Genomic DNA, 25,800 nt, shown 5'->3' on the forward strand with positions numbered 1-25,800 from the left:
TGCTTCTTACAAACTCCTTGGTGCATCGGCGGCGACATTGGTGTTCGTTAGCTCATAACCCCACGCGACGCTCGGGACCTGATCACTACGGCAGAGGGCTCACCACCGAGCGAACCCGCCCGAACTTGATACGCAGAGGTGCCAGTAAGGTTGACGGGCTACCGTCGCTAGACCTTGCTCCCAGTTCACCTAGAATCGGTCGGTGCTCCAATGTCCAGCCAGCGCTCCGGCTGTGTGCATTCTTCGGCTTCGCGAGAGTCCATCTTGCCCCGGCAAGTCCCTATCGGTCAGACTCGTTATATACCGCTTCTTGAACGAGAATAGAGGCTGAAGGCAGGAGGGAAACTACGCCATGACTATCGGAACATCAGCAGGAACCAGCCACCCCGAGCTGGGAGAACCAACCAACCAGGACGCAGGGGAACCGCACGAGGGTCCTCGGAGCAATCGGCAGGCACGCAGGACCTTTAGTGCCGCGTTCAAACGCGCGATCGTCCAGGAATACGACACGGCACCGAACGGGTCCAAAGGTGCGGTCCTGCGCCGCGAACGGCTCTACGACTCACACATCCAGGAATGGCGGGCCGCTATCGAAGCCGGCACGCTGGAGAAACCAGCAGCGGGGGCACGTAGGGGACGGCCGAAGAACACCGCCGAGCAGATCCAGATCGTCCAGCTGACCAAGGAACTGACCGCCGAACGCACCGCACATGATAAGACTCGAGGCCAGTTGGCTTCATCGGATGCGGCTCTGGAGACCTTGGGAAAAGGGGTCGCGTTCTTGGAAGCTCTCTCATCCAAGAACGCGTCATCACCGGCACCGACTACCAGTCATGGCAAGCAAAAACCGTAACGGAACTCACCGGGCATATCGGGTTAGTGAAAGCCTGCAAACTGGTAGGTCGGCCCCGGGCTACCCATCACCGCCAAGCCAACCCGAAACCGCGGATGCACGGTCCGTGGCCCAAGGCACAGCACCCGGCTGAGCTCTCAGCGGCCGAACGTGCCGGGGTCCTGGAGGTACTCAACCGGGAGGACTACGCGAACCTCTCACCGACCCAGGTCTACGTCCGCGAGCTGGACGAGGGGCGGTATTGGTGTTCTCAGCGCACGATGTATCGCGTGTTGGCGGAGGCGAAAATTGGCGGGGAGCGCAGGCGGCAGGCCACCCATCCGCCAAAGAAGATTCCCGAGTTGGTGGCCACGGAACCCAACGGCGTGTGGTCGTGGGATATAACGAAGATGAGGGGTCCGGCCAAGGGAATCTGGTACCACGCTTACGTGGTGCTCGATATTTTCTCCCGCTACGTGGTCGGTTGGCGCATCGAACGTATCGAGGACGGTCAGCTCGCTGCCGATCTCGTGCAGGAGATCGTTGCGGATACCGGTGGGCATCCACCGGGGTACCTGCATGCCGATGGCGGGGCGGCGATGACGTCCAAGGCCTTGGCCTCGATGCTGGTGGACATGGACATCACCCGGTCGCATTCCAGGCCTCATACAAGTAACGATAATCCGTTCTCCGAGGCCCAGTTCAAGACCATGAAATACACCTCTGACTACCCTGAACGCTTCGCTTCAGTGAATGAGGCCAGGGCCTGGATGGAAGGATTTATCGCCTACTACAACCATGAGCACCGGCACTCGGGAATTGGTTATCACACTCCGGCCAGCGTGCATTACGGCACCGCGGGTGCCGTGCGTGAACAACGCCAAGTCACCCTGGACCGCGCTTACGGCGCGCATCCTGAACGGTTTGCCCGCCGGCCTGCCGCGCCACCGTTGCCGGTCAAGGCGGCGATCAACGACCCAGCGAAACGCGCCGAGTTATCGGTTCATTAACTACTACGACCATGTCTCATTTGACTTGACAAATTCCGAGTCTCTGGCTCAATGCAGTCCGAGAATGAACGATTCATGGTCACTGTCCAATTCAGTCCTGGTAGATGTCTGCGAGAACGGTGTATGAGGTTTGGGCTCCGTCCCTGGTTGCTGTGAGGGATGCGACTTTGGCTGCGAAGGTGGCGGCTTCGGTCAGTCCGGCTCCGAGTGCGATCTGCTGGGCGATTGCTCCGAAGAATGCGTCCCCGCACCCTGTGGTGTCCACGGCTTGGACAGTGAGTGGTTCAACCATGTAGGGCATGCTTTCATCGTCGGTGGAATCGAGCACCACGGCACCTTGAGAGCCAAGGGTTACCACGACCCGGGTCAAGCCGGCCCTGAAAAACTGTGATTGCACCATTTCCCACTCATCGGAGTCGATGACTGGACGGCCGAGAAGTCCTGCAGCTTCATGTCTGTTTACAAGCAATATGTCGATAGTATCCAGTAAATCCCTTGGGACGTCACGGTGGGGCGAGAGGTTCAGGATGCTGGTGATCCCGTGGATTTTTCCCATTCGTGCTGCGGCCTGAACGGTTGCCAGGGGCGTTTCCAGTGACAGGCACAGTACTGCTGATTCTCGAAACAGGGCTTCGGCTTCAATTATGTGGGAAGGGAGGAGTCGTCCGTTGGCCCCCGGGGACACGATGATGGTGTTCTCCCCGTCGTCGGCAATCGCAATCATCGCGGACCCTGTGGCGATTCCGGGTAGGGCGCTGACGTGGGAGGTGTCTATGCCGTGGGTTTGTGCTGCCGCAAGAAGCGTGGATCCGAAATCATCGTCTCCGACGGCTCCAATGATCGAGACCTGACAGCCCAGGGTCCTTGCGGCAGTTGCTTGATTCGCCCCTTTCCCCCCAGGGACTTTTTTGAGCTCCCCGCCGTGTACTGTCTCCCCCGGACTTGGGAACCTCGATGTGCGCACTGACAGGTCCATATTCAGGGACCCGACGACCAGCACGGTGGGAGGGGTGGTCGTTTTACTCATAGGTTCTCCATTTTTCCGCAGTGGGGGACATTTTGGAATATCGTCCGGAACGGGCGTTCTTCCATGGATCGTGGCCGGTCGGGTATCCCTTATGAACTAAGGACTGTTATTTTTTGTGGAGGGGTTGCAGTCTTTGGGAAGTTTTTCTTGGAAGAAAGGCGTCGTGTTGCCATGTACTGCCAGATCCCGACGATGATCATGGCCAGCAGTGCCAGGGCGGTGAAGATGCCCCCGGCCGCAGCCACCGTGGGTGTCACGTTGAACGTCAGGCCTTCCCACATTTGGACTGGCAGAGTCTTGAGGTGCACGTCGCTCATGAAGAAGGCAAACACAAATTCCGTAAACGAGGTCAGGAACGAGAACAGGAATGCCGAGAGCATGGCTGGCCTGAGCAGAGGGATGTAAATATCCACTATCCTCCTGCCGAGGGAAGCCCCGCTCATGCGTGCGGCAAGATCCAAACGCCAATCGAATCCCCTCAAGGCGGTGCTCAACACCAGGGTGCTGTATGGGAGGGCCAATACGACGTGGCCTATGGAGATGCCGGTGTAGGTGAAGGCGACTCCCAGGGAAACGCTTTCAAAGTAGAGCCCCAGGGCCGGAACGATCCAGGGAATGACCAGTGGCGCGATGAGCAGGGCAAATAGTGCTCCCTTTCCCTTGAACTTTCCGCGTGTCAGTGCTGCTGCTGCCAGGGCGCCGAAGATCACCGAAACCACAGCACTCATGAACGCAATGATCAGGCTGTTGAGGGCACTCGATGTCCATACCTGGTCGGAGAAGAATGTTTCGTACCAGCGAAGCGAGATGCCTTGGGGTGGGAAGGTCAGCAGTTCTGTCGGTGTGAAACTAGCGCCCAGCGAAATAATGAGCGGGACAGCCAGGAATAGCAGCAGCAGCAGGACGACCAACCGGGCGAGGGCGTAGGAGGTCCATCGGAAAGCTTTGAAGCCACTGACAACGGCGGTCACCCGTTGTACGGGCGTGGAACATACCAGTGAGCACCAGTAGTTGCTCATGCGTGACTGTCCGGCTTTGCCGTTGTCCTTGCTGGAGGGGTCTCCGTAGAGACTTTGCATGACACCTAATTTGTTGAGTGCAAGGATGAACAGCAGGATGACCCCGAGGAGCAGCATGCCCAGGGCTGCGGCTTGGCCGTAGTCCCCGAGGAGCTTGATCTGGTTGGCGATCAGGACGGGCAAGACCGTGTCTTGTGGATTTCCCAACAGTGCCGGGGTGGCGTAGTAGCCCAAGGTCATCATGAAGGCCAGAAGCATGCCTGCAAGAATTCCTGGTATGGCGGCCGGAAGGGCTGCGTAAAGGAACGCTTGGAGCTTATTGCCTCCCATGAGGACCGCCGCTTTTTCTATCCTGGCATCAGCTCCCCGGGTGGTTGAGTACACAACGAAAACGAAGAACGGCAGAAGGATGTGCACGAGTCCAAGGACGACGGCCCCGAGGCTGGGGGCCAGGCCTTCACCGGCGTGGAGGAATCCAAAGAAGCGTGCGACAGCTGTGATGGGACCGGTCGGGCTCAGCCCAATCATCCAGGCCAGGACCCGGACGAGTTCACCGTTGGTCACGAGCGGAATGAGCAGGGAAATGCCGATGGCGATTTGCCATTTCTTTCCCCAGCGGTCCATGGCATAGACGAGGAAGAGTCCCAGTATGGTGGTGTAGAGAGTGGCATACGCTGCCAGAACCAGGGAGTTTTTCAGTCCGCCCGTGTAGGCGGAATTGGTGACAGCCTCTACGTATTTCGAGACCGAGAAGTCTGGCAGCCATAAGCTCTGACGGACCATGTAAAAAAGCGGCAGTATGAAGAACAGGATAAGGAAGAGAACCGGTGGGATGGCCGCCCATCCCACCGATGGCTTCTTGTTCAGTTGTTTCACTTGGCCGAGTACCATTTCTGCCAGCGCTCGTAGACGGCGTTGTAGTTGGTGGCCCACCACTGTGCGTCCATGTTTCCGGCCACCACCTTAGCATTGGCGGGGTTGGACTCAAGGTTCTTGGCAATCTTCTCGGGAATCAGCGGGTATGACTTGGTATTGGCTGGTGACATGCCGGGGAAGGCCTGAGCCAGTGCGGCTCCTGCCTCAGCGCCGCCGGCATAGTTCATGAATTTCATCGCGTTGGTCTTGTTGGGTGCGGTCTTCAGGACAGCCCATGCTGTTCCGCCTGAGAGGGCCCCGTTGATGGTGTAGTCCACCGGCTGCCCTTGTTCCCGTGAGGAGGCGATACGCCCGTTCCATCCTTCACCGATGACGGCTGCGCCGCTGGAGAAGTTTTGGGTTTGTTGGGCGCCGGAGTCGTACCACACAATGTTGGTCTTGCTCTTGAGTTCATCGAGTTTCTTGAAGGCGCGGTCCACGTCCAGCGGGTACATCTTGTCCCAGCTCACCCCATCGGCCAGGAGAGCGATTTCCAGCACGGACTGGGGGCTGTTCCACAGAGCCCGCGGGCCGGGGAACTTGCCGGTGTCCCAGAGATCGGCCCACGACGTGGGTGCAGTCTTGATGGAGTTCGTGTTCCAGGCAAGAACGTTGGCAGAGTACACCGACCACAGGAAGTACTTGGAGGCATCGGTGGCCGAGTATCCGTCCTTGTCCACAACCGTGTAGTCGATGGGCTGGTATAGTTCGGCAGCCGCCGCGTCGTCCAGGATGGTGGAGGTGGACACGACATCCCACTGCTTGGCGCCCAATACCTGGGCCTTGATGGCGCCCTGGGAGTAGTCGTAGCTTTGCGAAACTACCTTGATCCCCGTTTCTTTCTCAAACGGTTCATACACGGCCTTGACCATCGCATCATGGTAAGCGCCGCCGCCGTCCACCACGGTGACAGTTTGGCTGGGTGCCGAACCAGCATTGGATCCCGGGGTGCCGCACCCGGCAAGGACAGTGCCCAGGGACGCCACGATGGCGATGTTCGCCCAAATCATTCGTTTCATGGTTGTTCTTTCTGTGAGTTGATGTCGGAGCCTAGATGGCTACGAGTCGCAGTGAATCCAAATCGAGAGTCAGCCCGATGTCTTGACCGGGCTGATAGGCAAGGGCCGCCCCTGACGGGGCCGTGGCGATGAGGGTTTCCGTTCCGACCCTCACCTCGCACCGCCAGATGTCACCCATGAAGGCGACTGACTCGAGCATTCCGTGGAGGTGCGCCCTGGGATCGCCAGGACCCACGATGGTCGCCATTTCTGGCCGTACCGCAAGGAATCCCTCGCCCCCGGTGCAGGTGTGGTTGGTGTGCTCCGGGACGCGCAGGATCTGCCCACTTCCGGTCAGATGGGCGGTCAAGCCGGCATGTCCGGGGTCAAGCGTGCATTGCAGCAGGCTGGTTTCACCAAAAGCGGCGGCCACATACGAATTCCGTGGGTTGCGGTAGAGATCCCGGGGGGAGGCCAACTGTACGATCCTGCCGTCGTTGAGCAGTGCCACCTTGTCGCTCATGGACAAGGCCTCGTCATGGTCGTGGGTAACGTAGATCACCGTTGACCCCGCTTCGAGCTGGAGCTTGCGGATCTCAAACTGCAACGACTGGCGCAAGTTCCGGTCCAAAGCACCGAGGGGTTCATCCATGAGCAGCACACTTGGCTCAAACACCATCGCCCGGGCCAGTGATACACGCTGTTGCTGGCCGCCGCTGAGCTGGGACGGCAATCTGTCAGCCACGTGGCCGAGGGCAACCAGTTCCAGGTATTTCTGCACCTGGAGGCGCCGGTCTCGTGCCCCCATATGCCGGACACGCAGTGGATAGCCGACATTTTCGGCCACCGTCAGGTGGGGGAAAAGAGCATAGGACTGGAAAACCATGCCGAAGCCCCTCTTGTGGGCAGGAACGCGAGTCAGGTCACGCCCATCGACTTCAATGGTGCCGCCTGTCAGGTTTTCCAGCCCGGCGATGGCGTTGAGCAGGGTCGACTTTCCCGATCCGCTCGGTCCGAGCAAGGTTACGAACTCCCCTGGCTCAATATTAAGGTCCAAGTTTTCGAGCACCACTGTCGGTCCGTAGCTTTTCTTGGCGTTCCTGACCCTGATGGAAGCACCAGTGGCCGGCCGCCTGGAGGTGGCTGGGCGTTCGGCGGTCGTCACCGGCTCCATCACAGAACCTGCTTGTCTATCGGCAGGTCAATGAGCGGCTCACAGCCGTTCTCCGTGATGACAACGGCCATGCTGCGGTTGACGAAGCCCACATCCGGAACACACAGGCACGGAACGATATGGAAAGCCATGCCGGGTTCAAGGACCATGTCGCTGCCGGGGCGGATTTGGGCGATCTCGTTCTCCCACCATCCGGGCGGGTACGCTATGCCGATTGAATACCCCAGCCGGCACGCCCGGTATTGTTCCAGGCCTCGTGCTTCATAGAGCTTCTTCGCAAACTGGTCGGCTTCGGAGGAAACCACCCCGGCCTTTAAGAAATCCAGGATCTCCGTTTGTACCTCCACGACGGAGTCGATGACGCTTTGGGCCCGTCCATGGTTGTTCCCATACACGAAGGTCCTCTCGACCGGGCACTGGTAGCGGCCGTAACTGCCCGACATGAAGAAGGTAACAACGTCACCATCGGCAGGCTTCTTGCCGTCCCAGTGGCTGTGGGCGCGCGCCGACCCGGGACCGACGGGCAACGACGGCGGGTCAGCAAGCAGGGAGGCCCCGGCCTCCAACATGGCACCAAACGCCGCGGACACGGACTGGGTGTCGGTGGCGCCACCGCGGACGGCATCAGCCTGTGCGTACACCCCTGCCACGGCGATCTTCCCGGCCTCCCGCATAAATCCAATCTCTGTTGCGGATTTGATGCGGCGCATCCCTTCGATCGTCTCGGTGATCGAGCCGATCGCACCAGGATCAATGGTAGAGAGCAGCTTCTGGACGGCGTCGTAGCTCATGGTAGGTCTGTTGAGCTCAAGTCCGAGCCTCTTCACCCCCTTACCGGCCAACTGGCTGGTAGCTTCACCTATGACAACATGGGCGTCCTGGTCGTCATTGTAGGATGCCCAGGTCTTGCACCACGACCTTTCTGCCCAGTGGTCCTGCCAGGTCATTTCAATATCGCGGACGATGAGAACGGGGTCCTTGTCGGCGGCAAATATCAGCGCTTGCGGTGACAGGAACCCGCCCAGGTCCACTCCCGTGAGGTAGTGGACGCTGAGGGGGGAGGAAATGATGGCGGCATCAAAGCCGGCCTGGAGCATCCGCTCTTGAAAGCGGTCACGCCGCTCCGTCAGCTCTGAAACCCGGGTGATGGCCTCATACATTAGTGGTCTCCTTGTTCATCAGCGGCACAGACGCCAAGGCCTCCTGGCTGCCGGCCAGCCAAGTAATCAGCGAGATAAAGATGGTCCGGTAGCCGTCCCAGCTGGAGAACTCATCAGGGCACCAGTGCGGGGAGATGTCGCTGGTCCAGGCAGCCGAGCGGCCCTGTTCCACCGCTCCCAAAACCAGCAGAGGGTCCGGCCCAATCTCGGCCAGGACCTGGGAACCAGTCTTGGCGGTGACCTTGTTGTAGCCGAGCAGGTGGGGCCAAGGGCCCTCGGGCATAGAGAAGGGCCCGTCCACCCTGCCGGTGGGTAAAATCGACACCGGCCGGACACCGGCCGGACATTCGACCCGGTCATCAAAACGTGAAATCTCCACCGGAAGGACACGTTCCACCGCGGACCCGGCATAGAAGGCCTTTCCTTCAATGCCCTGAAAGCTAAGGTAGCCGCCCATCATGGCCAGACCGCCGCCGCTGGCCGTCCACTCAGCCAACAGTTCCAGCCGATCGGGCTGCCTTTGTGAAGACAGCCACGTGCTGGCCGAAAGCAGCAGGCTGTTGGCGCCAATGTCCGAGATGATCACAACATCGAACTTGTTGAGGGAGTCCAAATCCGAAGGGAAGTTTTCCGCCACCTCATGACCCGGCATAAACGTCAGGTCAATATCGGATCCGGTCAGCGCCTTGACCAACGGACCATGCCCGGTGTGGAAGGTCACGCTGTTGAACGAATCGAACCCTTTGTAATGTGTCGAATTGCTGATCCAGGATTCGCCAGCGAGCAGAACTTTAATCATCATCATCCTTGAATTTTCAGGGGTTACGCGCCGATACCGGCGGTCTTGCGTCGGCGTTGTGACCTAGGCTACGTTTGACCAAAGCGGTTTGGCAAGAGGTTTGGCAAAGCGGTTTGCAAATGACGTGAACGACGACCTGAAGGAGGGCCCGTGGTATCCATAGCCGATGTTGCTTCACTGGCCGGGGTGAGCCCCACGACGGTTTCCCACACCCTCAGCGGAAAGCGGAAGGTCAGCGACGAGGTCCAGCAACGTGTGCACGATGCCATGGAAAAGCTCGCCTACCTGCCCCACAGGGCCGCACAAAACCTCGCCTTGGGGATGACCCGCATTGTGGCGATGCTTGTGCCTGATGTCGGGGATGAATTTTTCGCCATACTCACCAAAGGCGCCGAGGGAGTTGCGAGCTCCAGGGGATACAACATCCTGTTGTGCAACACCGGCTTCAACCATGAACGTGAAGTCCTTTACCTGGAAATGCTCCGCGGCAAGGCTGTCGACGGCGTCATCTACGCCGCCGGCGCCGAAATGACGGGAGAGGAGCTGACCAGGCTGCTGGGAGACATTCCGCTCGTTCACGTCGATGAGGAGATCGAAGGCTCACGGACTGTTGCTGTGGTCTCCGACAATGTCACCGGCGGCCGGCTGGCGGCCGAGCATTTGTTGGAATACGGTCATCACAAGGCGTTGGTCTTGGCCGGGGAAGAACACCTCATCAGCAGCACTCAGCGGGTGGAGGGATTCCTGTCCGCCTGGGCCGCGGCGGGCGGCATTGCCACCGTCAGCCGTGGGGCGTTGACCATCGATGGTGGAACCGCAGCCCTGCAAGCGTGCATCGGCGATATTACTGACGACGACTTCACCGCGATTTTCGCCGTCAATGACCTCATGGCCCACGCGGCCATCCAAGAACTGCAAGCCATGAAGCTGCGCGTGCCAGAAGACGTCTCCGTGGTCGGCTTTGATGACATCTCCCTGGCCCGGCGATCGCAACCCACCATCACCTCCGTCCATCAGGACATCACGGGTCTGGGCTCCAAAGCCGCCGAGATCCTGCTGGATTCACTTGAGCACAAATCCCCGCCTCAACCTCACCGCGAAATCCTGTCCGTCACCCTCATCGCCCGTGCTTCCTCCGGCGAATCGCGGTTCGGCCCAAACCCCCCGTCCCCACAACCATGAGGAACGCAGTTCGGCGCGCGCCAGGCCTTGTCCTACCACCCGCTCTAAAAACACCACTGTCAGCCAACAACCAAAGGAGACACTTCGATGGGTGTAAAGATTCAACACATCGTGACCGGGGAACTGGAAAGCTCCCTGTCCGTATCCCTGCTTAATTCCGGGGCCCACCCGGACCTGCCCGTGGAGGACCGGCGTCCCTTCGGATGGCGGACGGACATCCAGCGCAAGAACGGGGAAATCACCCAGGGCGTCATGGTGCCAGTGCCCGTGTGGCTCATCCAGGGCGCTGACCAGGTGATTCTCGTGGACACCGGACTCGGAGACATCGGCGAGGTCTCCCAGATGCAAAGCCGCTACGGAGTCGACTTCGTAGCATCCCGCACCGAGGGCCAGGACCTCGTGCAGGGGCTGGCCCAACACGGGGTTGCCCCTCAGGATGTTGACATCGTCATCCTCACCCACCTGCATTTCGACCACATCGGCAACAATGAACTCTTCCCCAACGCCACTTTTATCGTCCAAAAGGATGAACTCCCCCATGCTGATGAACCGCCCTCCTTCTGCATGTTTTACTACCCCGAATACAGCTACAAGATCGACGCGGTACGCGAACGACTGCAAGTCATAGACGGCGACCACCGCATCAACGACTCGGTCCGCTTGGTCAAGATCGGAGGCCACACACCCGGTTGCATGGTCGTCATGGTGGAAACGGACGCCGGGACGGTTTGCCTGACCAGCGATGTCATGTACAACTACAAGAACCTGGAACTCAACTGGCCCATGGGATCCTTCTGGGACTTGCCCGAGCTCATGACCGGCTACGACCGGATAAGGAAAGAAGCCGACATCATCATCCCGGAACACGACTGGAAATTCCGCGAACTCTACCCAACAGGCCAACTCGGCTAGACTCCACACCCCACCAACGGGAAGAACATACCCAGGACCGCTGCCTCAAAAAAGACCCGGCCATAACTCCGCAACCCGGAGTGGCGGCCGCTGGTATCGGCTGCCACTCCACTGTGTCCCCCCGCGACTGGCCCCCTAGTGTAGTGTCTCAGTTTTGTTTTGTGGCTTGGAGGGCTACGCGTCCGCGGCGGACTTTTTCGATGATGGAGTCGGCGGTCGCTGTCCAAATCAGCGGCGTGGGGTTCTCGTTGTTGACGCGGATGTAGGCTTCGATTTTCTCGATTAAATCCGGCACCGAGTGGAAGACCCCGCGGCGCAGTGCCCTCTCCGTGAGGTCCCTGAACCAGCGCTCCACCAGGTTCAGCCAGGAGGAGGTTGGGGTGAAATGCAGGTGAAACCGCGGGTTCTTCTCCAGCCATGCTTTCACGTTCGAATGCTTATGGGTCGCATAGTTGTCCACTATGAGGTGGATTTGAAGGCCCTTGGGGACCTCCTTCTCGATGGTTTTTAGAAACCCCAGGAATTCATCGTGCCGGTGCTTGGGCACGCAGGATCCCAGGACCTTTCCCGTGGCGACCTCCAAGGCCGCGAAGAGCGTGGTGGTTCCGTTGCGCTTGTAGTCATGCGTTACGGTCTCGGCCCGACCCCTGACCATCGGCAGGGACGGTTGGGAACGGTCAAGAGCCTGGATCGAGGTCTTCTCATCCATGCAGAAAACCATCGCGTTCTCCGGCGGATTCAGGTACAGCCCGCACACATCAATGAGCTTCTCGTCAAAGTTCGGATCGGTGGAGAGCTTGAACGTCTTGATCAGGTGCGGCTTCAGCCCACGTGCCGCCCAAATCCGCTGCACCTGCGCCGGAGACACACCGACACGTGCCGCCATGGACCGCACCGACCAATGCGTCGCACCCTCCGGTTTGGAAAACCGCGTCAATTCAACGATTTCGGCGATCTTCGACTCCGGGATCGCCGGCTTGCGCCCCCGCCCCTCCTTGACCTTGCCGAACTCCTTCAGCCCTTCCCCTACGAACCGGGCACGCCAAGCCCGCACCGTCGCCGGGCTTACACCCACCACCCGGGAGATCCACTCGTTAGCCAGGCCCTCGGCAGCCATCAGGAGAACCTGCGCCCGCTGCACCTCGCGATGTGAAGCAAGCCGAGACTTGGACAGGGCCTCCAAGACCTCGTGCTGGGCGTCGGTGAGGGTCAATGCGGGAGCTGGATTCGACATGTTCCCAGCTTAATCCACAAGTCATAAACTATTTTGGAGACACACCACTAGATCTCAATAAAGGATCCTTCAACAGGACGACCTGCGGTCGCCTCTTTGCGATGCAAGTGTGCGGCGTGTTTGTCATTTTCAGCGGTGTGGTGACGCTGTCGCGCCGTGGGGGTTGAAAATATGGCCGTGGCTGGCTTCCGCCCTGTCGTTGGGGTGATGGTGGGCGAATAATTGTTTTTGTCTGTTGCGGTTGACGCCGGTTCTTCTTGGTGCCGAGTTGGAGCCTGTTTTTCAGCGTGGCGTGGAGGGCTTCCACGGGAACCGTGGATTGTTGCTTCGAGCACGAGTGCTAGATTCCTGATTTTCTCCCTGTCCTCCCCGTGGCAGACACTCATATGTACCCCAGAGTTGAAGAAGGGTTACGGGAATGGACATTGTGCATGAGCGCTCCGTTGGGATGGATATTTCCAAACGTAACGCGAAGGTTTGTCTCAGGGTTCCAGGTAAAGTCAGGGGCCAGTTCACCTCGACAGTGACGACGTGGGGTGCCACCACGAATCAGATTCTGGCCTTGCGCACGTTTCTGGAGGAACAGAACGTCACGGTTGTGGTGATGGAATCAACCAGCGATTACTGGAAGCCGTTCTATTATCTCCTTGAGGGGAGTCTGCCGTTGATGCTGGTCAACGCCAAACACGCGAAGAATTTACCCGGCCGCAAGACCGACGTTTCCGACGCCGCCTGGCTGGCTCAGCTCGGAGCGCACGGCTTGCTACGCGCCTCGTTCGTTCCCCCCGAGCCCATCCGGGAGTTGCGGGACCTAACCCGTGCTCGGGCTGTCACCGTTCAGGACAGGACGCGGGAACTGCACCGGCTGGAGAAGTTCCTCGAGAGCACGGGCATTAAACTCTCCGGCGTTGTCAGTGAGTTGACCGGTGTCTCATCCAGGGCGATGTTGGAGGCGCTAATTATGGGAGAGCGGGACCCGCAGGTACTGGCACAGTTCGCCCGCGCGAGTATGAGGTCAAAGATTCCCGAGCTCACCGAGGCGCTCACCGGGATGTTCGGCGACCATCACGCGTTCATGGTTCGTATTCATCTGGACCGCATCGATCAGCTTGACCAGACCATCAAGGACTTCACCAAGCGCGTCGAGACGATGATCGAGCCCTTTCGCGCAGCGCGGGAAGCGCTGATAACCATCCCGGGAGTCTCGAGCTTGGTCGCCGACGTGATCATCGCCGAGACCGGCGCCGACATGAGTGTCTTCCCCACCTCAGCGCATCTGGCGTCCTGGGCTGGTGTCTGTCCAGGCTCCAATGAGTCCGCGGGCCGGATCAAGTCGACCAAGATCATGCCCGGCAACAAGTACCTGAAAGCTGCTCTGGGTATCGCCGCGATGTCTGCTTCCCGAAGCAAAAATACCTACCTCAGCGTCAAGTACAGGCGAATTGCCGGCCGGCGCGGCCGGGTCAAAGCGATCGTCGCAATCGAGCACGTCATCCTCACCGCTACCTGGCATATGCTCGCCAATGGCGAGATTTACCAGGATCCCGGAGCCGACTACTACCTCAAACGCGATCCCGAACAAGCCAAGAGCAGAGCTATCCGCCAGCTCAAAACTCTCGGTTACGAGGTCAGCATCACACCAGCAGCTGCCTAACTCACCTCTATTTTCGTACTAGAGGAACCGGCGGCCGCACCCACACCTCGAAGCGGACTCTGCCCTAGAGGTGGTCAATGCGAGGGGTTATTCAGATGGCATTGCCGTGCTGATCGGCGCCTTGGATGCCGTGCAGGAGCCGGGGGTCCAGGGGGGCGCCTCGCTTGATGATGCTGACGGAGCCGGTTCCTTCCAGAACGACGACCGCGACTTCGCTGAGGTTGCGTACGCCTCCGCCGCGGAGGGTTTCCCACAGCTCCTCCTCGGAGACCCGCGCCCGTTTGAGGTTCCCGGTCAGAATGCGCTCCCCGGCGACCAGAAGAATCGGCCGGTCGCGGACCAGGAGCGCGCCGATCCAGGTTCTCGCCAGCTTGTCGGTGAACCAGCGCAACATCACCAGGGCGAGCAGGGCGATGACTCCGGCAGCGAGGGTAGGTGTGTAGCCGGTGATGACACGGCCTCCGGCGGAACCGAGCACGAGCAGGATGGCGACATCGAAAGTGGACATGCGCGCCACGGACCGCTGTCCCAGCAGCCGCAGCAGCAACAGCAACACGACGGCGATCCCGAGCGCCGATGCGACTACGACCACCGCCTCAAGCGGCGAGACTCCCAACGCCTGCCACATCCTCGCTCCTCCACTGACCGGCCCGGCGCGGAAGGTGTCTGGGCTTCGTTGCCCTTAAATCGACGCGCCGGTCTTCAATTGTTTGTGCGGCGGCGCCGATGTAGAGAACGGCAGGACCGTTGACCTCTGACTAACGCGAAGATGGTGCCGTGCGTAATATCCAGTAGAGGCTACGGCCAACATTTTTGCAACGCCAATCAGGTGTTAACGCCAACCGAAAATAGGGCCAGAAACGCCAACTGAGAATAGGGGCACCGACCATTATGGAAGGTGTATGGTCCGGACACCCGTCACGGCCGGCGAACTGCCGCAATGCCTCGGAGCAGCACATCCCCGCGGCCAATCCCGCGCCGCGTTGGAAAGCTCGGTAGACTCCAGAGGACCAAACCACGTCCCACCCGGGGGAACCCATGCTCAAGCTGATGCCGATCTACGGTACGCGCCCGGAGGCCATCAAAATGGCCCCCATCATCAAAGCCATCCAGGAATCCCCCGACTTCGAGTGCGTCGTGACCGTGACCGGCCAGCACAGGGAAATGCTCGACCAGGTCAACAAACTCTTCGGCATCACCCCCGACCACGACCTGAACATCATCTCGCCCCGCCAGACCCTCAACTCGATCATGGCCAAAACCCTCACCGGTCTTGACCTGTTGTTCCAAGCCGGCGCACCGGACGCCGTGATCGTCCAAGGCGACACCACCACGTCCACGGCAGCCGCCATCGCCGCTTTTTACCGCGGCATCCCCGTCGTCCACGTCGAGGCCGGACTGCGCAGCGGAGACCTCTTCTCCCCGTTCCCCGAAGAGGGCAACCGCAAAATCTCCAGCCACATCTCCAGCCTCCACCTGGCCCCCACCTCGGTCAGCAAGGCCAACCTGCTGCGCGAAAACATCAACCCCAAAGACATTGTGGTCACCGGAAACACCGTGATCGACGCCCTGCTGGAAACGGTCGAAAAGGGCGTCCCGTTCCATGACCAGATGCTCAGGGACCTGGCGGATTCGGGCAAGGAAGTCCTGCTCGTCACCACGCACCGGCGGGAAAACCAAGGGAACACGATGGGCGGCATCGGCCGGGCGCTGGCCCGCATCGCCGACGCGTACCCGGAGCTGACCATCGTCCTTCCGTTGCACAAAAACCCGGCCGTCCGCGAAGCCGTTCTGCCCTCGATCGCCGGCAAACCTAACGTCATCATCACCGAACCGCTGGCCTACGGCGAATTCACCCGCCTGCTGTCCCTCGCCCGCGTGGTGCTCACCGATTCCGGCGGCGTCCAGGAAGAGGCACCCAGTCTGGGCAAACCCGTGCTGGTGATGCGGAACAATACCGAGCGACCGGAAGCGGTATCGGCTGGCACGGTCAAGCTGATCGGGACCGACGAAGCCGTTATTTTCCAGGAAGTCGCGGCCCTACTCGATGACCCGGCGGCGTTTTCGGCCATGGCCAACGCCGTGAATCCATACGGCGACGGGGACGCGGCGGCACGCTGCCTGGCCGCCATTGCGGAACTCCTGAACGTCGGCGAGCGCCTGCCGGACTTCAACGGCAGCTGAACGACGACGACGGCACTCCAGCCGGCCGGCCGTCAAGCCGAGCGCTGATCGCGCCGGACCATATCCAACACGGCATCGACTGCGACCGGTTAGTATATGAGCGGCGCAGGGGAACTCACGGCCAGCAAATCCGGGCGCTACTCCGCGAACTCGGCCACCGAACCGTCCCACCCCGACACTGTTGTCAAACAAGTGCTGACCGCTCCGACTGGTGGCGCCGAGCCCAATGGGCTCTTGACAACGCCATGTCTGCGGATCTGGAGAGGCGTGCGTTGGGGATAGGCATCCTCACTGTCCTGGCATACAGCGAACCGGCCAGGGCCCGCCGCTCCGCTTCAAACGACCGGCACCGACCGCTTTTGGCACTCCCGCTGTGGTTCCGCCCGGGCCGAAGCGCGGACCCCATGCTGCAGCCGAGCTCCGGGTCGAAGTCGCTGCCGCGAAGCTCCGGGTAGTGCTGGACTCTCGGCTTGGCCGCGAGACACCGTCCTCGGTGCGGTCCCTAGCGGAGGAAGACTACTAGGACAGCACACCCAGTCGGCCCGCTGGAATCACAGGAGAACCGCTTCGCGTCCTGGCGCCACTGATTCAAGCCCCGACGAATTCCGGGCCTAAGGTCGTCGTAACTGCAGCCTGGGACATCAATCTCCGTCGGCTGGTTCGGCGAACCAAAGCCTGGTCTCGCCGTACTTCTTCTCGGCGAAGCGCTCGACGGCGGCGGGCCAGGCAGGCTCCGGGGACCGGGTCGAGCGCTCCAGCACGATCACGGCTTCGGGGGCCAGATCGGGTGCCAGCGCGGCCAGGGCCGCGGTGACGGCCGCTTCGCCTAGTGGATAGGGCGGGTCAATAAAGACCAGGTCCCAGCGGTCCACGCCGGTGTCCCGGACCCGTCCGAGAAACGATTCCACCTTGGAGCGCTGCACGGTGACCACCTTGCGGCCGAGGATATCGTTGATGATGGCGGCGTTCCGCTGGCAGACGCCGGCAGCTCCGCCGTCGTACTCGACGAGCTCCACCGACGCCGCGCCGCGGCTGGCGCTCTCCACACCCAGGGACCCGGAGCCGGCAAACAGGTCCAGCACGTGCGCCCCGGCCAGGGCATCCATGGACTCCAGCCGCGAAAACAGTGCCTCCTTGACCCGGTCCGTGGTCGGGCGCGTGACCGTTCCGGGGACTGAAATCAGGGGTGTCCCACCGGCCACGCCGGCAATGATCCGCGTCACCTCACGTGCCCTGCCGGGACAACGACGGAGGCCATGGGCCACGTCCGGCCAGCTCCCTGCACCCCCGCCGCGGCGGCGCCATCAACCACGCTCAAGGAACGCCTCTTTCTCCGGATTCAAATATGCTTCGATGGCCGCCTCCAGGGCGGAATTCTCCCGCAATTGCGGGTCTTTCTGCACGATCTCCCAGGCGTCGTCCCGGGCCTGGGAGATGATGTCCTCGTGCTGGAGCACCCGCAGCAGCCGCAGCGTGGAGCGGCCGCCGGACTGCGAGGCGCCCAGGATGTCGCCTTCCCGGCGCAGCTTCAGATCCTCCTGGGAGAGGATGAAGCCGTCCGTGGTGGCGGCGACGGCGTCCAGCCGGCGCCTGCTCGGATGCCCCGCTTCCAGACTGGTCACCAGCAGGCAGGTTCCCGGCAGTCCGCCGCGGCCCACCCGGCCGCGGAGCTGGTGAAGCTGGGAGATGCCAAACCTGTCGGCGTCCAGGATGACCATCAGTGTGGCGTTGTGCACGTCCACGCCCACCTCGATCACGGTGGTGGAGACCAGCAGATCGACCTCGCCGGCGGCGAAGGCTGCCATGGTGTCGGTCTTTTCGTCGGTGTCCAGTCTGCCGTGCAGGGCCTCGATCCGGACGCCGGCCAGGGCGGGCTCGGTCCTGAGCTGTTCGACGACGGCGGTCACCTCCGCGAGCTCGCGGGTGTCACGGGCGTCGCGGGTTGGGGCGCTCGATTGGTCGGACGGCGGTTCCGAGCCGTCGCCGTCGTCGTCCGTCCCGATCCGCGGACAGACCACGTACACCTGGCGCCCGGCGTCGATCTCCTCGCGGGCGCGGGTCCAGATCCGGCGCACCCAGGCGGGGTGTTCCGCCAGACCCACCTGGTGCGTGGAAATCGGCGCACGCCCGGCCGGGAGCTCGCGCAGCACGGAGGTGTCCAGGTCACCGAAGACAGTCATGGCCACGGTGCGGGGAATGGGGGTGGCCGTCATCACCAGCAGGTGCGGGGGCTTGTGCGCCTTGACGCGGAGGGCATCACGCTGCTCGACGCCGAAGCGGTGCTGTTCGTCCACCACGATCAGGCCCAGGTCGAAGAACCGCACGTTGTCCGACAGCAGTGCGTGCGTGCCGATGACGATCCCGGCTGTCCCGGCGGCGGCGTCGAGCATGGCGCGTTTGCGGGCCGCGGCCGGCATGGACCCGGTCAGCAGCGTCACTTGGGTGCCGCCGTCCGCCCCACCCAGCATGCCGCCCTCGGCCAGCGGTCCCAGAATGGCGCGGATGGACTGGTGGTGCTGGGCCGCGAGGACCTCGGTGGGGGCCAGCAGTGCCGCCTGACCGCCGGAATCGATCACCTGGAGCATGGCACGCAGCGCCACCACCGTCTTGCCGGAGCCGACTTCGCCCTGCAGCAGCCGGTTCATCGGATGCTGCGCGGACAGCTCCGCGGCCAGCACCGCGCCCACGGACTGCTGCCCAGGGGTCAGGGTGAACGGCAGCCCGGCGTCAAAGGCGGCCAGCAGTCCGTCCGCGGAACCGCGCCGGGCGGTGGCGTCCTCCGCGGCGGTCTGGGCGCGCCGCCGCGCCAGCGCAGTCTGCAGCACCAGCGCCTCCTGGTAGCGGAACCGGTCCCGGGCCCGCTGCCAGTCCTTCGGATCGGACGGGGAGTGGATCTGCTGGTACGCATCCTCCAGGCTCATGAATTTCCCGCGGCGCACAATCTCCGCGGGCAGCGGATCCCGTAGCCCGCTGAAGTCCACGATCACCAGCACCGCCTCCACCACGCGCTGGATTTTCCAGCTCGGCAGTTTCGCCGTAGCGGAATACACCGGCACGGGCCGGGCATGGAATTCCGCTTCATGGCCGGCCAGTTCATCATCCGGGAGCAGCTCAAACAGCGGGTTGGTCAGCGTGCGGGCACCGTTGTACACGGTCACTTTTCCGGAAAACAGCGCCAGGACCCTTGGCCGCAGGTCTCTTTCGGCCTGGTGGCCGTTGAAAAAACTGATCTTCAGGCTGCTCAGGCCGCCGGTATCGTCCGTCACCACCACATCGGTGATGAAGCCCTTGCGCTCGCGCATTCGGCGCTTCGTCGCGGACAGCACCCGGGCCAGGATGGTGACGTCCTCGTTCACCGGAATCTTGTCGATGGCTGTCAGCTCGCCGCGGTTGAGATAGCGCCGCGGGAAGTAGTTCAGCAGCTCGCCCACGGTCGTGAGCCCCAGGTGCTTTTCGATCCCCGCGGCGGAGGCCTTCCCGATCAGCCGGTCCAGCGGCTTGTCGAAATCGCCTGGCACGGGCGGTGTCGCGTTAGCGGAGCTCATGGGCATCGGGGCTGAAAACCGATAAGTTCAGCAGCGCGGCGGCGTTTTCCACGGCCGTATCTTTCGCTGCGGCGGCGTTTTCCATGGCCGTATCCATCGCCGCACTCAACTGCGTGACACTGACATTGCTCGGGTCGCCGACGGCATGGATGAGCTCAAGCGCCGGTCCGGATTCGGGCACATGGACGTGCAGCCGCCAGCGGTACCCGCCCTCGGGCACGTCCACCGGCGACACCGCGCTCATGATCACCGAATCCCCCAGCTCATCGAGCTGCATCCGCAGACCGGCTGCGTCCAGGGGCGAGAGGTTGATGGTGCACATGACCTCCACTCCCCTGATTTCGGGCATGTTCGCGTGGATGTGCGGATCCTGGACGCTGTAGCCGGAGAGCCCGTCCAAAAGTTCCGCCTCCAGCTCCTGCCCCAGCACCACGGAGCGCAGGCAGTCCAGCACCAGCAGCAGGCCCACCCCGCCGGCGTCGACAACTTTGGCTTCCCGCAGCGCCCCCAGCTGGTTCTCGGTCTGCACCACCGCCTCCACCGCGGCCACCACCGCGGCATCCAGCACCATTGCCAGGCCATGGTTGCTGTCGTCGCCGTGCTGGGTCGCGTCAACCCTGGACGCGGCGTTGGCGCTGGCCTCGAGTACCGAAAGCATGGTGCCCGGCATCGGCTCGCTCAGCGCGGACCAGGCGCGGATCTGCGACCGCTGCAGCGCGGCCGCCAGCAGCGGCCCGCTCAGCCGGGTCGCGCCGATCAGCGGCTCCGCAAGGGCGGAAAGGAAAACGGAGAACAGGGTGCCCGAATTGCCACGGGCGTTCTCCATCGCCGCCCGACCGGCCACGGTCAGCACCGCGCCGACGTCGGGCAGCTCCACATCATGCGTGGCCGCGGCGGCAGCGCGCACGGTCAGGTAGAGGTTGGTGCCGGTGTCCCCATCGGCCACGGGGAAGATATTAATGGCGTTCAAACGGTCGCTGTGGTTGCCCAGCGTCTCTTCTGACTTGGCCAGCCAGCGCCGGACCGCAAGTGCATTGGCGGCAATCTTAGACTGCAAAATGATCCCATCCCACGGCGTCCGCAGCTGACCCTGCGATTGTCACCGGCGGAGTTGACACGGCGCCGGGCATTACCGAGCCTATCGCAGTGAAGCCGTCCGGGAGTGTTACCCCGGCCGGAAATGTGCACAACAAACCGTGGTCTTCCCCGCCGCCGAGCACCCAGTCCAGTGGATCGGCGCCGAGCAGCGCGGCGGTTCCGGCCAGCGGGGCGGCCAGCCGCTGCAGCGCGGACGGGTCCAGATCCAGCGATACACCGCTGGCGCCGGCAAGCCGTCCGGCATCGCGGGTCAGTCCGTCGGAAACGTCCAGCATGGCGGTGGCACCTGCCCGGGCAGCGGCGGGTCCGGCAGCCAAAGGCGGGCGCGGCCGGCAAAAGAGGCCGACGACGGCGGCAAGCCCGGCGTCCGCCGCGAGGCCGGCGTCCGCCGCGGGAACGGGCGACGCTGGGGGAACGGGCGGCGCTGGGGGAACGGGCGGCACGGTTGGCACGGTGCTTTCGAGCACAGCCCAGCCCGCCGCCGCATGGCCCACCGTGCCGGCCAGCGCCACAGTGTCCCCCGCGCGGGCGCCGGAACGCAGCACCGGGTTCCGGCCCTGCAGCGTCCCCATGACCGCGACCGTGACCACGATTTCGCTGCCACCGGAGAGGTCCCCGCCGGCCACTGAGCAGTCAGTCGCTCCGAGTTCCCGGATGGCGGCATTCAGTCCCTCGGCCACGCCCTCGGCCCAGGACACCGGGGTGGCCGCCGGCAGGGTGAGGCTGACGACCAGGCTGGTGGCGACGGCGCCCATGGCGTTGATGTCGCTGAGATTCTGCGCCGCTGCCTTCCAGCCGACGTCGTATCCGGTGGAGGCGTAGCCGTTGGGCCAGCGCAGCCGAAAATCCCGGTCCTGGACCAGCGTGTCGATGGAGACCACCACGCGGCCGTCCGGCGCGGCCACCACGGCGGCGTCGTCGCCCGGGCCCAGCAGCACGGACGCGCTGCGGTCAAGCCGCGGAAAAATGCGCGCCAGCAGCCCGGACTCGGAGAGCTCCCCTACGGTTAACGTCATGAAGCAACCGTATAACGGGGCACCGACAACACCGGCCGGGCGCCGCTGCCGCTGGAGTCGAGGGTCCGCTGCGGCCGGTGTGCACCTGCTGCCGGGCCCTGCAGGCGGGGCCAGCTCTACCGGCCGCCCGCGCTGCAGGTGGCCGGTAGCATTGTCGGGTGCCCGTCCTCCGCTCTCCAGCCCGGCGCCTCGCCGCCGGCGGGCTCGTCGTCGTCGTCCTCCTTGTACTGGTCTGGTTCCTGACCGCCTACCAGCTCTTTGCCGATCCCGAGCAGACCCAGCCGCACCAGGCCGACGCCGTCATCATGCTAGGTGGGGCCAGCAGCGAACGTCTCCCGGTGGCACGCGATCTGGTGGAAGCCGGCAATGCACCCGTCCTGGCGATTTCGCACACCCGCAGCGCCGGGAATGTTTTGGCCGACGGCGTGTGCGACTATCCGGGCGTGATCCCGTTCGCGCTCGAGTGCTTCGAACCGGCCACGCTGGACACCAGAGGTGAGGCAGCCGCCATCGGAAATCTCGTCAAGGAAAAAGGCTGGCACTCCGTCATCGTAGTCACCTCCCGCTACCACGCCACGCGGGCCCGGACCCTCATCACTCAATGCACCACCGCGAAGGTGCAGATGATCGTCTCCGAACCCAAGCTTTCCCCGGCCGGGTGGCTGCGCCGGTTCATCATCGAATCCGGCGGCCTGATCGATGCCAGGCTGCACCCGGCCTGCCCGGAACCGGTGCAGTAGCCACCAGCGAAACGTGGATGAACTGTCCCCCGCCCGCGCCCGCACCGTTCAGTCCTTCGGCCGCACCGGACGGGTCGTGTAAGAATTGAAAGCCGGCCCCTCGAAACTGTCTGACAGTGTCTTAGGAAGGAATCGAACGTGACCCCGTCCGCGGATCTTCCTTCCGCACGCCATATGCGTATCCGTAGGCGCGTCTCCTACCGTCCGAAACGAACCCGTCCGAACCCAACCCGTCCGAAACCAACCCGTCCGAAACCAACCGCCAAATCTGCGGCTCATTCCACGAACGGGCGCCCGTCATCGGCGTCGCGTGGCAGGAAGCGTTCCATGGCGTTGACGCTCGTCATACTGATCAGTCTGGCCGTCCCCGCCCTAATCGTCGCGCTGCTGCTGGCCGGCTGACGCCGCCGGTGCACGGGGAAGCAGCACTGAATCGCTACCTTCATCGCCCGCACCTTGACCACCGAACGGGAGCGAGGTTGACGGCGGGTTAACGGTCGACAACGTCGGAGAATCCGGAAGCCTGCGTACGATCAGCTATGATGGGAGCCGGGGAAGACTCTTTGGCCCGTTGGCCGGGCACTGTGACCGACGCTTTCGCGTATGGCTGTCCGTTATTTCCCACGGCAGACCGAGCTCATCGAGATAGGAAATAACTATGACCGTACAGGCCGTAATACTCGCCGCCGGGATGGGCACACGACTCGCGCGTCCGCACCCCAAGCCTATGACAGAACTTCGCGACGGCCGGACCATCATGCACCAACAGGTCCAGAATCTGCAGGGCGCATTTGGCAAGAAGCTGCGGCTGACGGTCGCCGTCGGCTTCAAACTGGAGATGATCCTGGAGCATGTGCCCAACGCTTCCTTCGTCTACAACGAAAATTTCGATCAGACCAATACGTCGAAGAGCCTGCTGAAAGCGCTGCGGAATTCGACCAAGGGTGGCGTTTTGTGGATGAACGGCGACGTCGTTTTCGACCCCGACATCCTGAACATGCTCGCGCCCTACATAAAGCGGGACGAATCCTTCATCACCGTCGATGTTTCCTCCGTCTCCGACGAGGAAGTTAAGTACACCGTCGACGACGAGGGACGGATCCAGGAACTCTCCAAGAGCGTCCAGGCAGATCTGGCCCAGGGCGAGGCAGTAGGCATCAACTACGTGGCTTCCAAGGACAAGAAGAAGCTCATCCGCCGCTTGGAGCAGGTTGGGGACCAGGAGTACTTCGAGGGCGGCATTGAGCTGACGATCCAGGAGGACGGCCTCAAATGGCTGCCGGTGGACATCAGCGCGTTCTATGCCGTCGAGGTCGACTTCCCGGATGACCTGGTTCGGGCCAACGCCAGCCTTTAGGCCCTCGACCCCACGATCCCAGTAGCTGATGCAATCGCCAGCAGCAACCCGCGCTCGTTGCGGTGGCGCATGAAAGATAGAGGTCTGCAACATCCCTATGTCGTCTCCCCGCGCCAAATTGAAATCGCTCCGACTTTCGCGACGTGAGGCTCTCCGGCTCTCCATCGCAGGAGCCTCGGGCTTGGCAGTCGGCACTTTAAGCGGTTCCCAAGGCAGTGTGCCGGTAACGGATGCCGGGCCCGGAAGTTTCACCACCTTGGACCGTACCGTTGTTCCCGGTCAGGTGCGGGTCAAGGGCCTGCCCTATAGAAGCCTGGCATTTGGTCCAGGCCAAGGGACGGTAGTGCGCGAGGAGCTTTGTCGGACAGGACCTCAGTCGGGTTCCCGACGGGTGGGCTTGGCTGCTTTTGCTCAAATATCAGACACGCACATTATCGATGCCGCCAGCCCCGGCAGAATGTCGTTTCTTTGGCAGTATGGCGACTTCGATAACGGTTTCCCTACATCCGGGCGATTCCGACCCCAGGACCTGTTGACCGTTCATGTATTGGACGCGATGGTCCGGAAACTGAACGCCGTGGGGGCAGGTCCCGTCAGCGGGCGGAAATTGGATTTCCTCATGTCCACCGGAGACAGCTCTAATTCGTATGCAGCCGACGAACTGTCTGCAGCAATCGACACCCTCAATGGAGTGGAAGCATCATCCCACCCCGTCACAGGCGGCTACCGCGGAGTGCAGGACCACGATTGGGCGCCCGAGGATCTCAAGAAGTACATTTGGCATCCCGAGCCGGAAAGTTCTGGCGCCACGCCTGATGAATGGAAAACACGTTATGGCTATCCGACGGTTCCCGGTTTTCTTGCAGCCGCTGTAACACCCGTCCGAACAGCTGGATCGTCCTATCCTTGGTATGCCGGCTTTGGTAATCATGACGAGTGCGGCAGGGGAACGGGCACTGCCCTATCGCCACAGGAAAGCTTCATCGATAGCCTCCGCGTGGGCAATCAATTGCCTCTGGACCTGCCGGCAGATACAGTCAGATCAAAATTCTGGACGTCGATTAAGGATTCGAACGAGGCCGAACGGCGTGCGCTGCTGGCATCAATGCCATCCCGCTCCGTACAATCTTCCGAACTCCGTGCGCCGTTCACGAAGAAGGACTTCATGGCAGCCCACCTTGGGAACCCAGGACCCGCCGGACCTCACGGGCATGGCTTCAACGAGGAAAGCGTGCAGAGCGGAAAGGCTTATTACACTTTTGAGATGGCTCCCGGGCTGCTGGGGATCATGTTGAACACCGCTTCGCCGGATGGAACAGCCGACGGATTTTTGGACTCAGCGCAAGCGGCCTGGATGGAGGATCAGCTCGCTTCGGTCTCGAGAAAGAGCTATAGCTCCAAGGGCAAGGAGGTAAACGCAGACGTTGAAGACCGTCTTGTTGTCCTCTTCACCCATCACCCGTCGTCGTCGTTTCCGTCCGCTGAGGACTTGCATAACGACGACGACGGCGAAACCGTCACGCAAGAGGCATTGCTTTCCATGCTGGCGCGTTTTCCGAATCTGATCCTCTGGATGAACGGCCACCAGCACCGGCACCGGGTGATCGAGCACGAGAACCCCCACCAGTCAGGCGGGATGTGGGAAATAACAACGGCGTCGCACATCGATTTTCCGCAGCAGTCCCGGATAGTGGAAGTAATCGACAATAACAACAGCACCCTCTCCGTAGTTGCAACCCTGATTGACCACTCCGGCCCGGAGACCGCCGCCGACGGTGAACAGGTGTCGCCGGCATACCTGGCTTCCCTAAGCCTGGAACTTGCCTCCAACCGACCCGGCCTCAAGCCGCGGGACGTGATGGGACAGGCGACGGATCAAAATGTCGACTTGCTTTTACCTAGGCCGTTTTGAGCGCCGAATACCCGGCGTTGGCACTCCCCGCT

General features: G+C 62.1%; 22 protein-coding genes. 9 read left to right on the forward strand and 13 right to left on the reverse strand.

Going from position 1 to position 25,800, the window contains the following annotated elements; translation table 11 throughout:
* The first annotated feature begins 352 nt into the window (after positions 1-352).
* Both ACLLJI_RS12910 and ACLLJI_RS12915 read left to right on the forward strand, forming a co-directional pair.
* The gene (locus ACLLJI_RS12910; protein ID WP_434612823.1) at positions 353-853 is read left to right on the forward strand and encodes a transposase; all 501 of its coding nucleotides are present in this window, start codon (positions 353-355) and stop codon (positions 851-853) included.
* Positions 854-879: 26 nt separating this feature from the next.
* Entirely contained in the window at positions 880-1,842 is a 963-nt protein-coding gene (locus ACLLJI_RS12915; RefSeq protein ID WP_434612825.1) for an IS3 family transposase, read from the forward strand.
* Positions 1,843-1,933: 91 nt separating this feature from the next.
* On the opposite strand, the gene ACLLJI_RS12920 is transcribed toward ACLLJI_RS12915, so the two are convergent.
* The 6 genes from ACLLJI_RS12920 to ACLLJI_RS12945 form a co-directional block, all read right to left on the reverse strand.
* On the reverse strand, positions 1,934-2,869 hold the full coding sequence (locus ACLLJI_RS12920) for a ribokinase (RefSeq protein WP_434612827.1): 936 nt from the start codon (positions 2,867-2,869) through the stop codon (positions 1,934-1,936).
* Between the two features lie 89 nt (positions 2,870-2,958).
* A complete protein-coding gene (locus tag ACLLJI_RS12925) occupies positions 2,959-4,764 on the reverse strand; it encodes an ABC transporter permease subunit (RefSeq protein WP_434612829.1) in 1,806 nt (601 codons plus the stop codon).
* Positions 4,761-5,822, reverse strand: coding sequence for an ABC transporter substrate-binding protein (locus tag ACLLJI_RS12930; RefSeq protein ID WP_434612831.1), 1,062 nt, complete (start codon positions 5,820-5,822; stop codon positions 4,761-4,763). Before ACLLJI_RS12930 ends, ACLLJI_RS12925 begins: the two co-directional genes overlap by 4 nt.
* Positions 5,823-5,853: 31 nt before the next feature.
* Positions 5,854-6,966 carry an ABC transporter ATP-binding protein gene (locus tag ACLLJI_RS12935; protein ID WP_434612833.1) on the reverse strand — a complete coding sequence of 371 codons (1,113 nt, stop codon included), beginning with the start codon at positions 6,964-6,966 and terminating at the stop codon, positions 5,854-5,856.
* Between the two features lie 8 nt (positions 6,967-6,974).
* Complete coding sequence (locus tag ACLLJI_RS12940) at positions 6,975-8,135, reverse strand: M24 family metallopeptidase (protein WP_434612836.1); 1,161 nt, start codon at positions 8,133-8,135, stop codon at positions 6,975-6,977.
* Entirely contained in the window at positions 8,128-8,940 is an 813-nt protein-coding gene (locus tag ACLLJI_RS12945; RefSeq protein WP_434612838.1) for a glutamine amidotransferase, read from the reverse strand. Before ACLLJI_RS12945 ends, ACLLJI_RS12940 begins: the two co-directional genes overlap by 8 nt.
* Positions 8,941-9,084: 144 nt before the next feature.
* On the opposite strand from ACLLJI_RS12945, the gene ACLLJI_RS12950 reads away from it, so the two are divergent.
* Together ACLLJI_RS12950 and ACLLJI_RS12955 are read left to right on the forward strand one after the other, a co-directional pair.
* Complete coding sequence (locus ACLLJI_RS12950) at positions 9,085-10,116, forward strand: LacI family DNA-binding transcriptional regulator (RefSeq protein WP_434612840.1); 1,032 nt, start codon at positions 9,085-9,087, stop codon at positions 10,114-10,116.
* Positions 10,117-10,203: 87 nt separating this feature from the next.
* Positions 10,204-11,028 carry an N-acyl homoserine lactonase family protein gene (locus ACLLJI_RS12955; protein WP_434612842.1) on the forward strand — a complete coding sequence of 275 codons (825 nt, stop codon included), beginning with the start codon at positions 10,204-10,206 and terminating at the stop codon, positions 11,026-11,028.
* Between the two features lie 148 nt (positions 11,029-11,176).
* Here ACLLJI_RS12955 and ACLLJI_RS12960 read toward each other — a convergent pair whose 3' ends face one another.
* Positions 11,177-12,262 carry an IS630 family transposase gene (locus ACLLJI_RS12960; RefSeq protein ID WP_434612844.1) on the reverse strand — a complete coding sequence of 362 codons (1,086 nt, stop codon included), beginning with the start codon at positions 12,260-12,262 and terminating at the stop codon, positions 11,177-11,179.
* A gap of 418 nt (positions 12,263-12,680) precedes the next feature.
* On the opposite strand from ACLLJI_RS12960, the gene ACLLJI_RS12965 reads away from it, so the two are divergent.
* Positions 12,681-13,916, forward strand: a complete 1,236-nt coding sequence (locus tag ACLLJI_RS12965; protein WP_434612846.1) for an IS110 family transposase — start codon at positions 12,681-12,683, stop codon at positions 13,914-13,916.
* Between the two features lie 91 nt (positions 13,917-14,007).
* Here ACLLJI_RS12965 and ACLLJI_RS12970 read toward each other — a convergent pair whose 3' ends face one another.
* Positions 14,008-14,544, reverse strand: coding sequence for a DUF421 domain-containing protein (locus tag ACLLJI_RS12970; RefSeq protein ID WP_434612848.1), 537 nt, complete (start codon positions 14,542-14,544; stop codon positions 14,008-14,010).
* Positions 14,545-14,954: 410 nt separating this feature from the next.
* On the opposite strand from ACLLJI_RS12970, the gene wecB reads away from it, so the two are divergent.
* Positions 14,955-16,100: a non-hydrolyzing UDP-N-acetylglucosamine 2-epimerase gene (gene wecB / locus ACLLJI_RS12975; RefSeq protein ID WP_434612850.1), complete on the forward strand. Its 1,146-nt coding sequence runs from the start codon at positions 14,955-14,957 to the stop codon at positions 16,098-16,100.
* A 641-nt stretch (positions 16,101-16,741) separates the two neighbouring features.
* On the opposite strand, the gene rsmD is transcribed toward wecB, so the two are convergent.
* From rsmD to ACLLJI_RS12995, 4 genes are all read right to left on the reverse strand, one after another.
* Positions 16,742-17,323, reverse strand: a complete 582-nt coding sequence (rsmD, locus tag ACLLJI_RS12980; RefSeq protein WP_434612852.1) for a 16S rRNA (guanine(966)-N(2))-methyltransferase RsmD — start codon at positions 17,321-17,323, stop codon at positions 16,742-16,744.
* An 81-nt stretch (positions 17,324-17,404) separates the two neighbouring features.
* Positions 17,405-19,618 (reverse strand): ATP-dependent DNA helicase RecG, encoded by a 2,214-nt coding sequence (locus ACLLJI_RS12985; RefSeq protein ID WP_434612854.1) that lies wholly within the window; start codon positions 19,616-19,618, stop codon positions 17,405-17,407.
* A gap of 13 nt (positions 19,619-19,631) precedes the next feature.
* Positions 19,632-20,702 carry a DAK2 domain-containing protein gene (locus ACLLJI_RS12990; protein ID WP_434612856.1) on the reverse strand — a complete coding sequence of 357 codons (1,071 nt, stop codon included), beginning with the start codon at positions 20,700-20,702 and terminating at the stop codon, positions 19,632-19,634.
* Positions 20,692-21,759 (reverse strand): thiamine-phosphate kinase, encoded by a 1,068-nt coding sequence (locus ACLLJI_RS12995; protein WP_434612858.1) that lies wholly within the window; start codon positions 21,757-21,759, stop codon positions 20,692-20,694. Before ACLLJI_RS12995 ends, ACLLJI_RS12990 begins: the two co-directional genes overlap by 11 nt.
* A 158-nt stretch (positions 21,760-21,917) precedes the next feature.
* On the opposite strand from ACLLJI_RS12995, the gene ACLLJI_RS13000 reads away from it, so the two are divergent.
* Positions 21,918-22,499, forward strand: a complete 582-nt coding sequence (locus tag ACLLJI_RS13000) for a YdcF family protein (RefSeq protein ID WP_434612860.1) — start codon at positions 21,918-21,920, stop codon at positions 22,497-22,499.
* Between the two features lie 275 nt (positions 22,500-22,774).
* Here ACLLJI_RS13000 and ACLLJI_RS13005 read toward each other — a convergent pair whose 3' ends face one another.
* Complete coding sequence (locus ACLLJI_RS13005; RefSeq protein ID WP_434612862.1) at positions 22,775-22,945, reverse strand: hypothetical protein; 171 nt, start codon at positions 22,943-22,945, stop codon at positions 22,775-22,777.
* 212 nt (positions 22,946-23,157) lie between these two features.
* Here ACLLJI_RS13005 and ACLLJI_RS13010 point away from each other — a divergent pair, with 212 nt between their 5' ends.
* Positions 23,158-23,856, forward strand: a complete 699-nt coding sequence (locus tag ACLLJI_RS13010; RefSeq protein ID WP_434612864.1) for an NTP transferase domain-containing protein — start codon at positions 23,158-23,160, stop codon at positions 23,854-23,856.
* A gap of 97 nt (positions 23,857-23,953) precedes the next feature.
* The gene (locus ACLLJI_RS13015; RefSeq protein ID WP_434612866.1) at positions 23,954-25,768 is read left to right on the forward strand and encodes a TIGR03767 family metallophosphoesterase; all 1,815 of its coding nucleotides are present in this window, start codon (positions 23,954-23,956) and stop codon (positions 25,766-25,768) included.
* Positions 25,769-25,800: the final 32 nt, after the last annotated feature.

The organism is Arthrobacter sp. A5, assembly GCF_051131705.1.
Classification (GTDB): Bacteria; Actinomycetota; Actinomycetes; order Actinomycetales; family Micrococcaceae; genus Arthrobacter_M.

Excerpts from the sequence above, each read along its gene's own strand:
- ACLLJI_RS12910 (WP_434612823.1), top strand. The coding sequence starts at position 353 with ATGACTATCGGAACATCAGCAGGAACCAGCCACCCCGAGCTGGGAGAA.
- ACLLJI_RS12920 (WP_434612827.1), bottom strand. The coding sequence starts at position 2,869 with ATGAGTAAAACGACCACCCCTCCCACCGTGCTGGTCGTCGGGTCCCTG.
- ACLLJI_RS12930 (WP_434612831.1), bottom strand. The coding sequence starts at position 5,822 with ATGAAACGAATGATTTGGGCGAACATCGCCATCGTGGCGTCCCTGGGC.
- ACLLJI_RS12940 (WP_434612836.1), bottom strand. The coding sequence starts at position 8,135 with ATGTATGAGGCCATCACCCGGGTTTCAGAGCTGACGGAGCGGCGTGAC.
- ACLLJI_RS12945 (WP_434612838.1), bottom strand. The coding sequence starts at position 8,940 with ATGATGATGATTAAAGTTCTGCTCGCTGGCGAATCCTGGATCAGCAAT.
- ACLLJI_RS12955 (WP_434612842.1), top strand. The coding sequence starts at position 10,204 with ATGGGTGTAAAGATTCAACACATCGTGACCGGGGAACTGGAAAGCTCC.
- ACLLJI_RS12960 (WP_434612844.1), bottom strand. The coding sequence starts at position 12,262 with ATGTCGAATCCAGCTCCCGCATTGACCCTCACCGACGCCCAGCACGAG.
- ACLLJI_RS12965 (WP_434612846.1), top strand. The coding sequence starts at position 12,681 with ATGGACATTGTGCATGAGCGCTCCGTTGGGATGGATATTTCCAAACGT.
- ACLLJI_RS12970 (WP_434612848.1), bottom strand. The coding sequence starts at position 14,544 with ATGTGGCAGGCGTTGGGAGTCTCGCCGCTTGAGGCGGTGGTCGTAGTC.
- wecB (WP_434612850.1), top strand. The coding sequence starts at position 14,955 with ATGCTCAAGCTGATGCCGATCTACGGTACGCGCCCGGAGGCCATCAAA.
- ACLLJI_RS12995 (WP_434612858.1), bottom strand. The coding sequence starts at position 21,759 with ATGACGTTAACCGTAGGGGAGCTCTCCGAGTCCGGGCTGCTGGCGCGC.
- ACLLJI_RS13005 (WP_434612862.1), bottom strand. The coding sequence starts at position 22,945 with ATGAAGGTAGCGATTCAGTGCTGCTTCCCCGTGCACCGGCGGCGTCAG.
- ACLLJI_RS13010 (WP_434612864.1), top strand. The coding sequence starts at position 23,158 with ATGACCGTACAGGCCGTAATACTCGCCGCCGGGATGGGCACACGACTC.
- ACLLJI_RS13015 (WP_434612866.1), top strand. The coding sequence starts at position 23,954 with ATGTCGTCTCCCCGCGCCAAATTGAAATCGCTCCGACTTTCGCGACGT.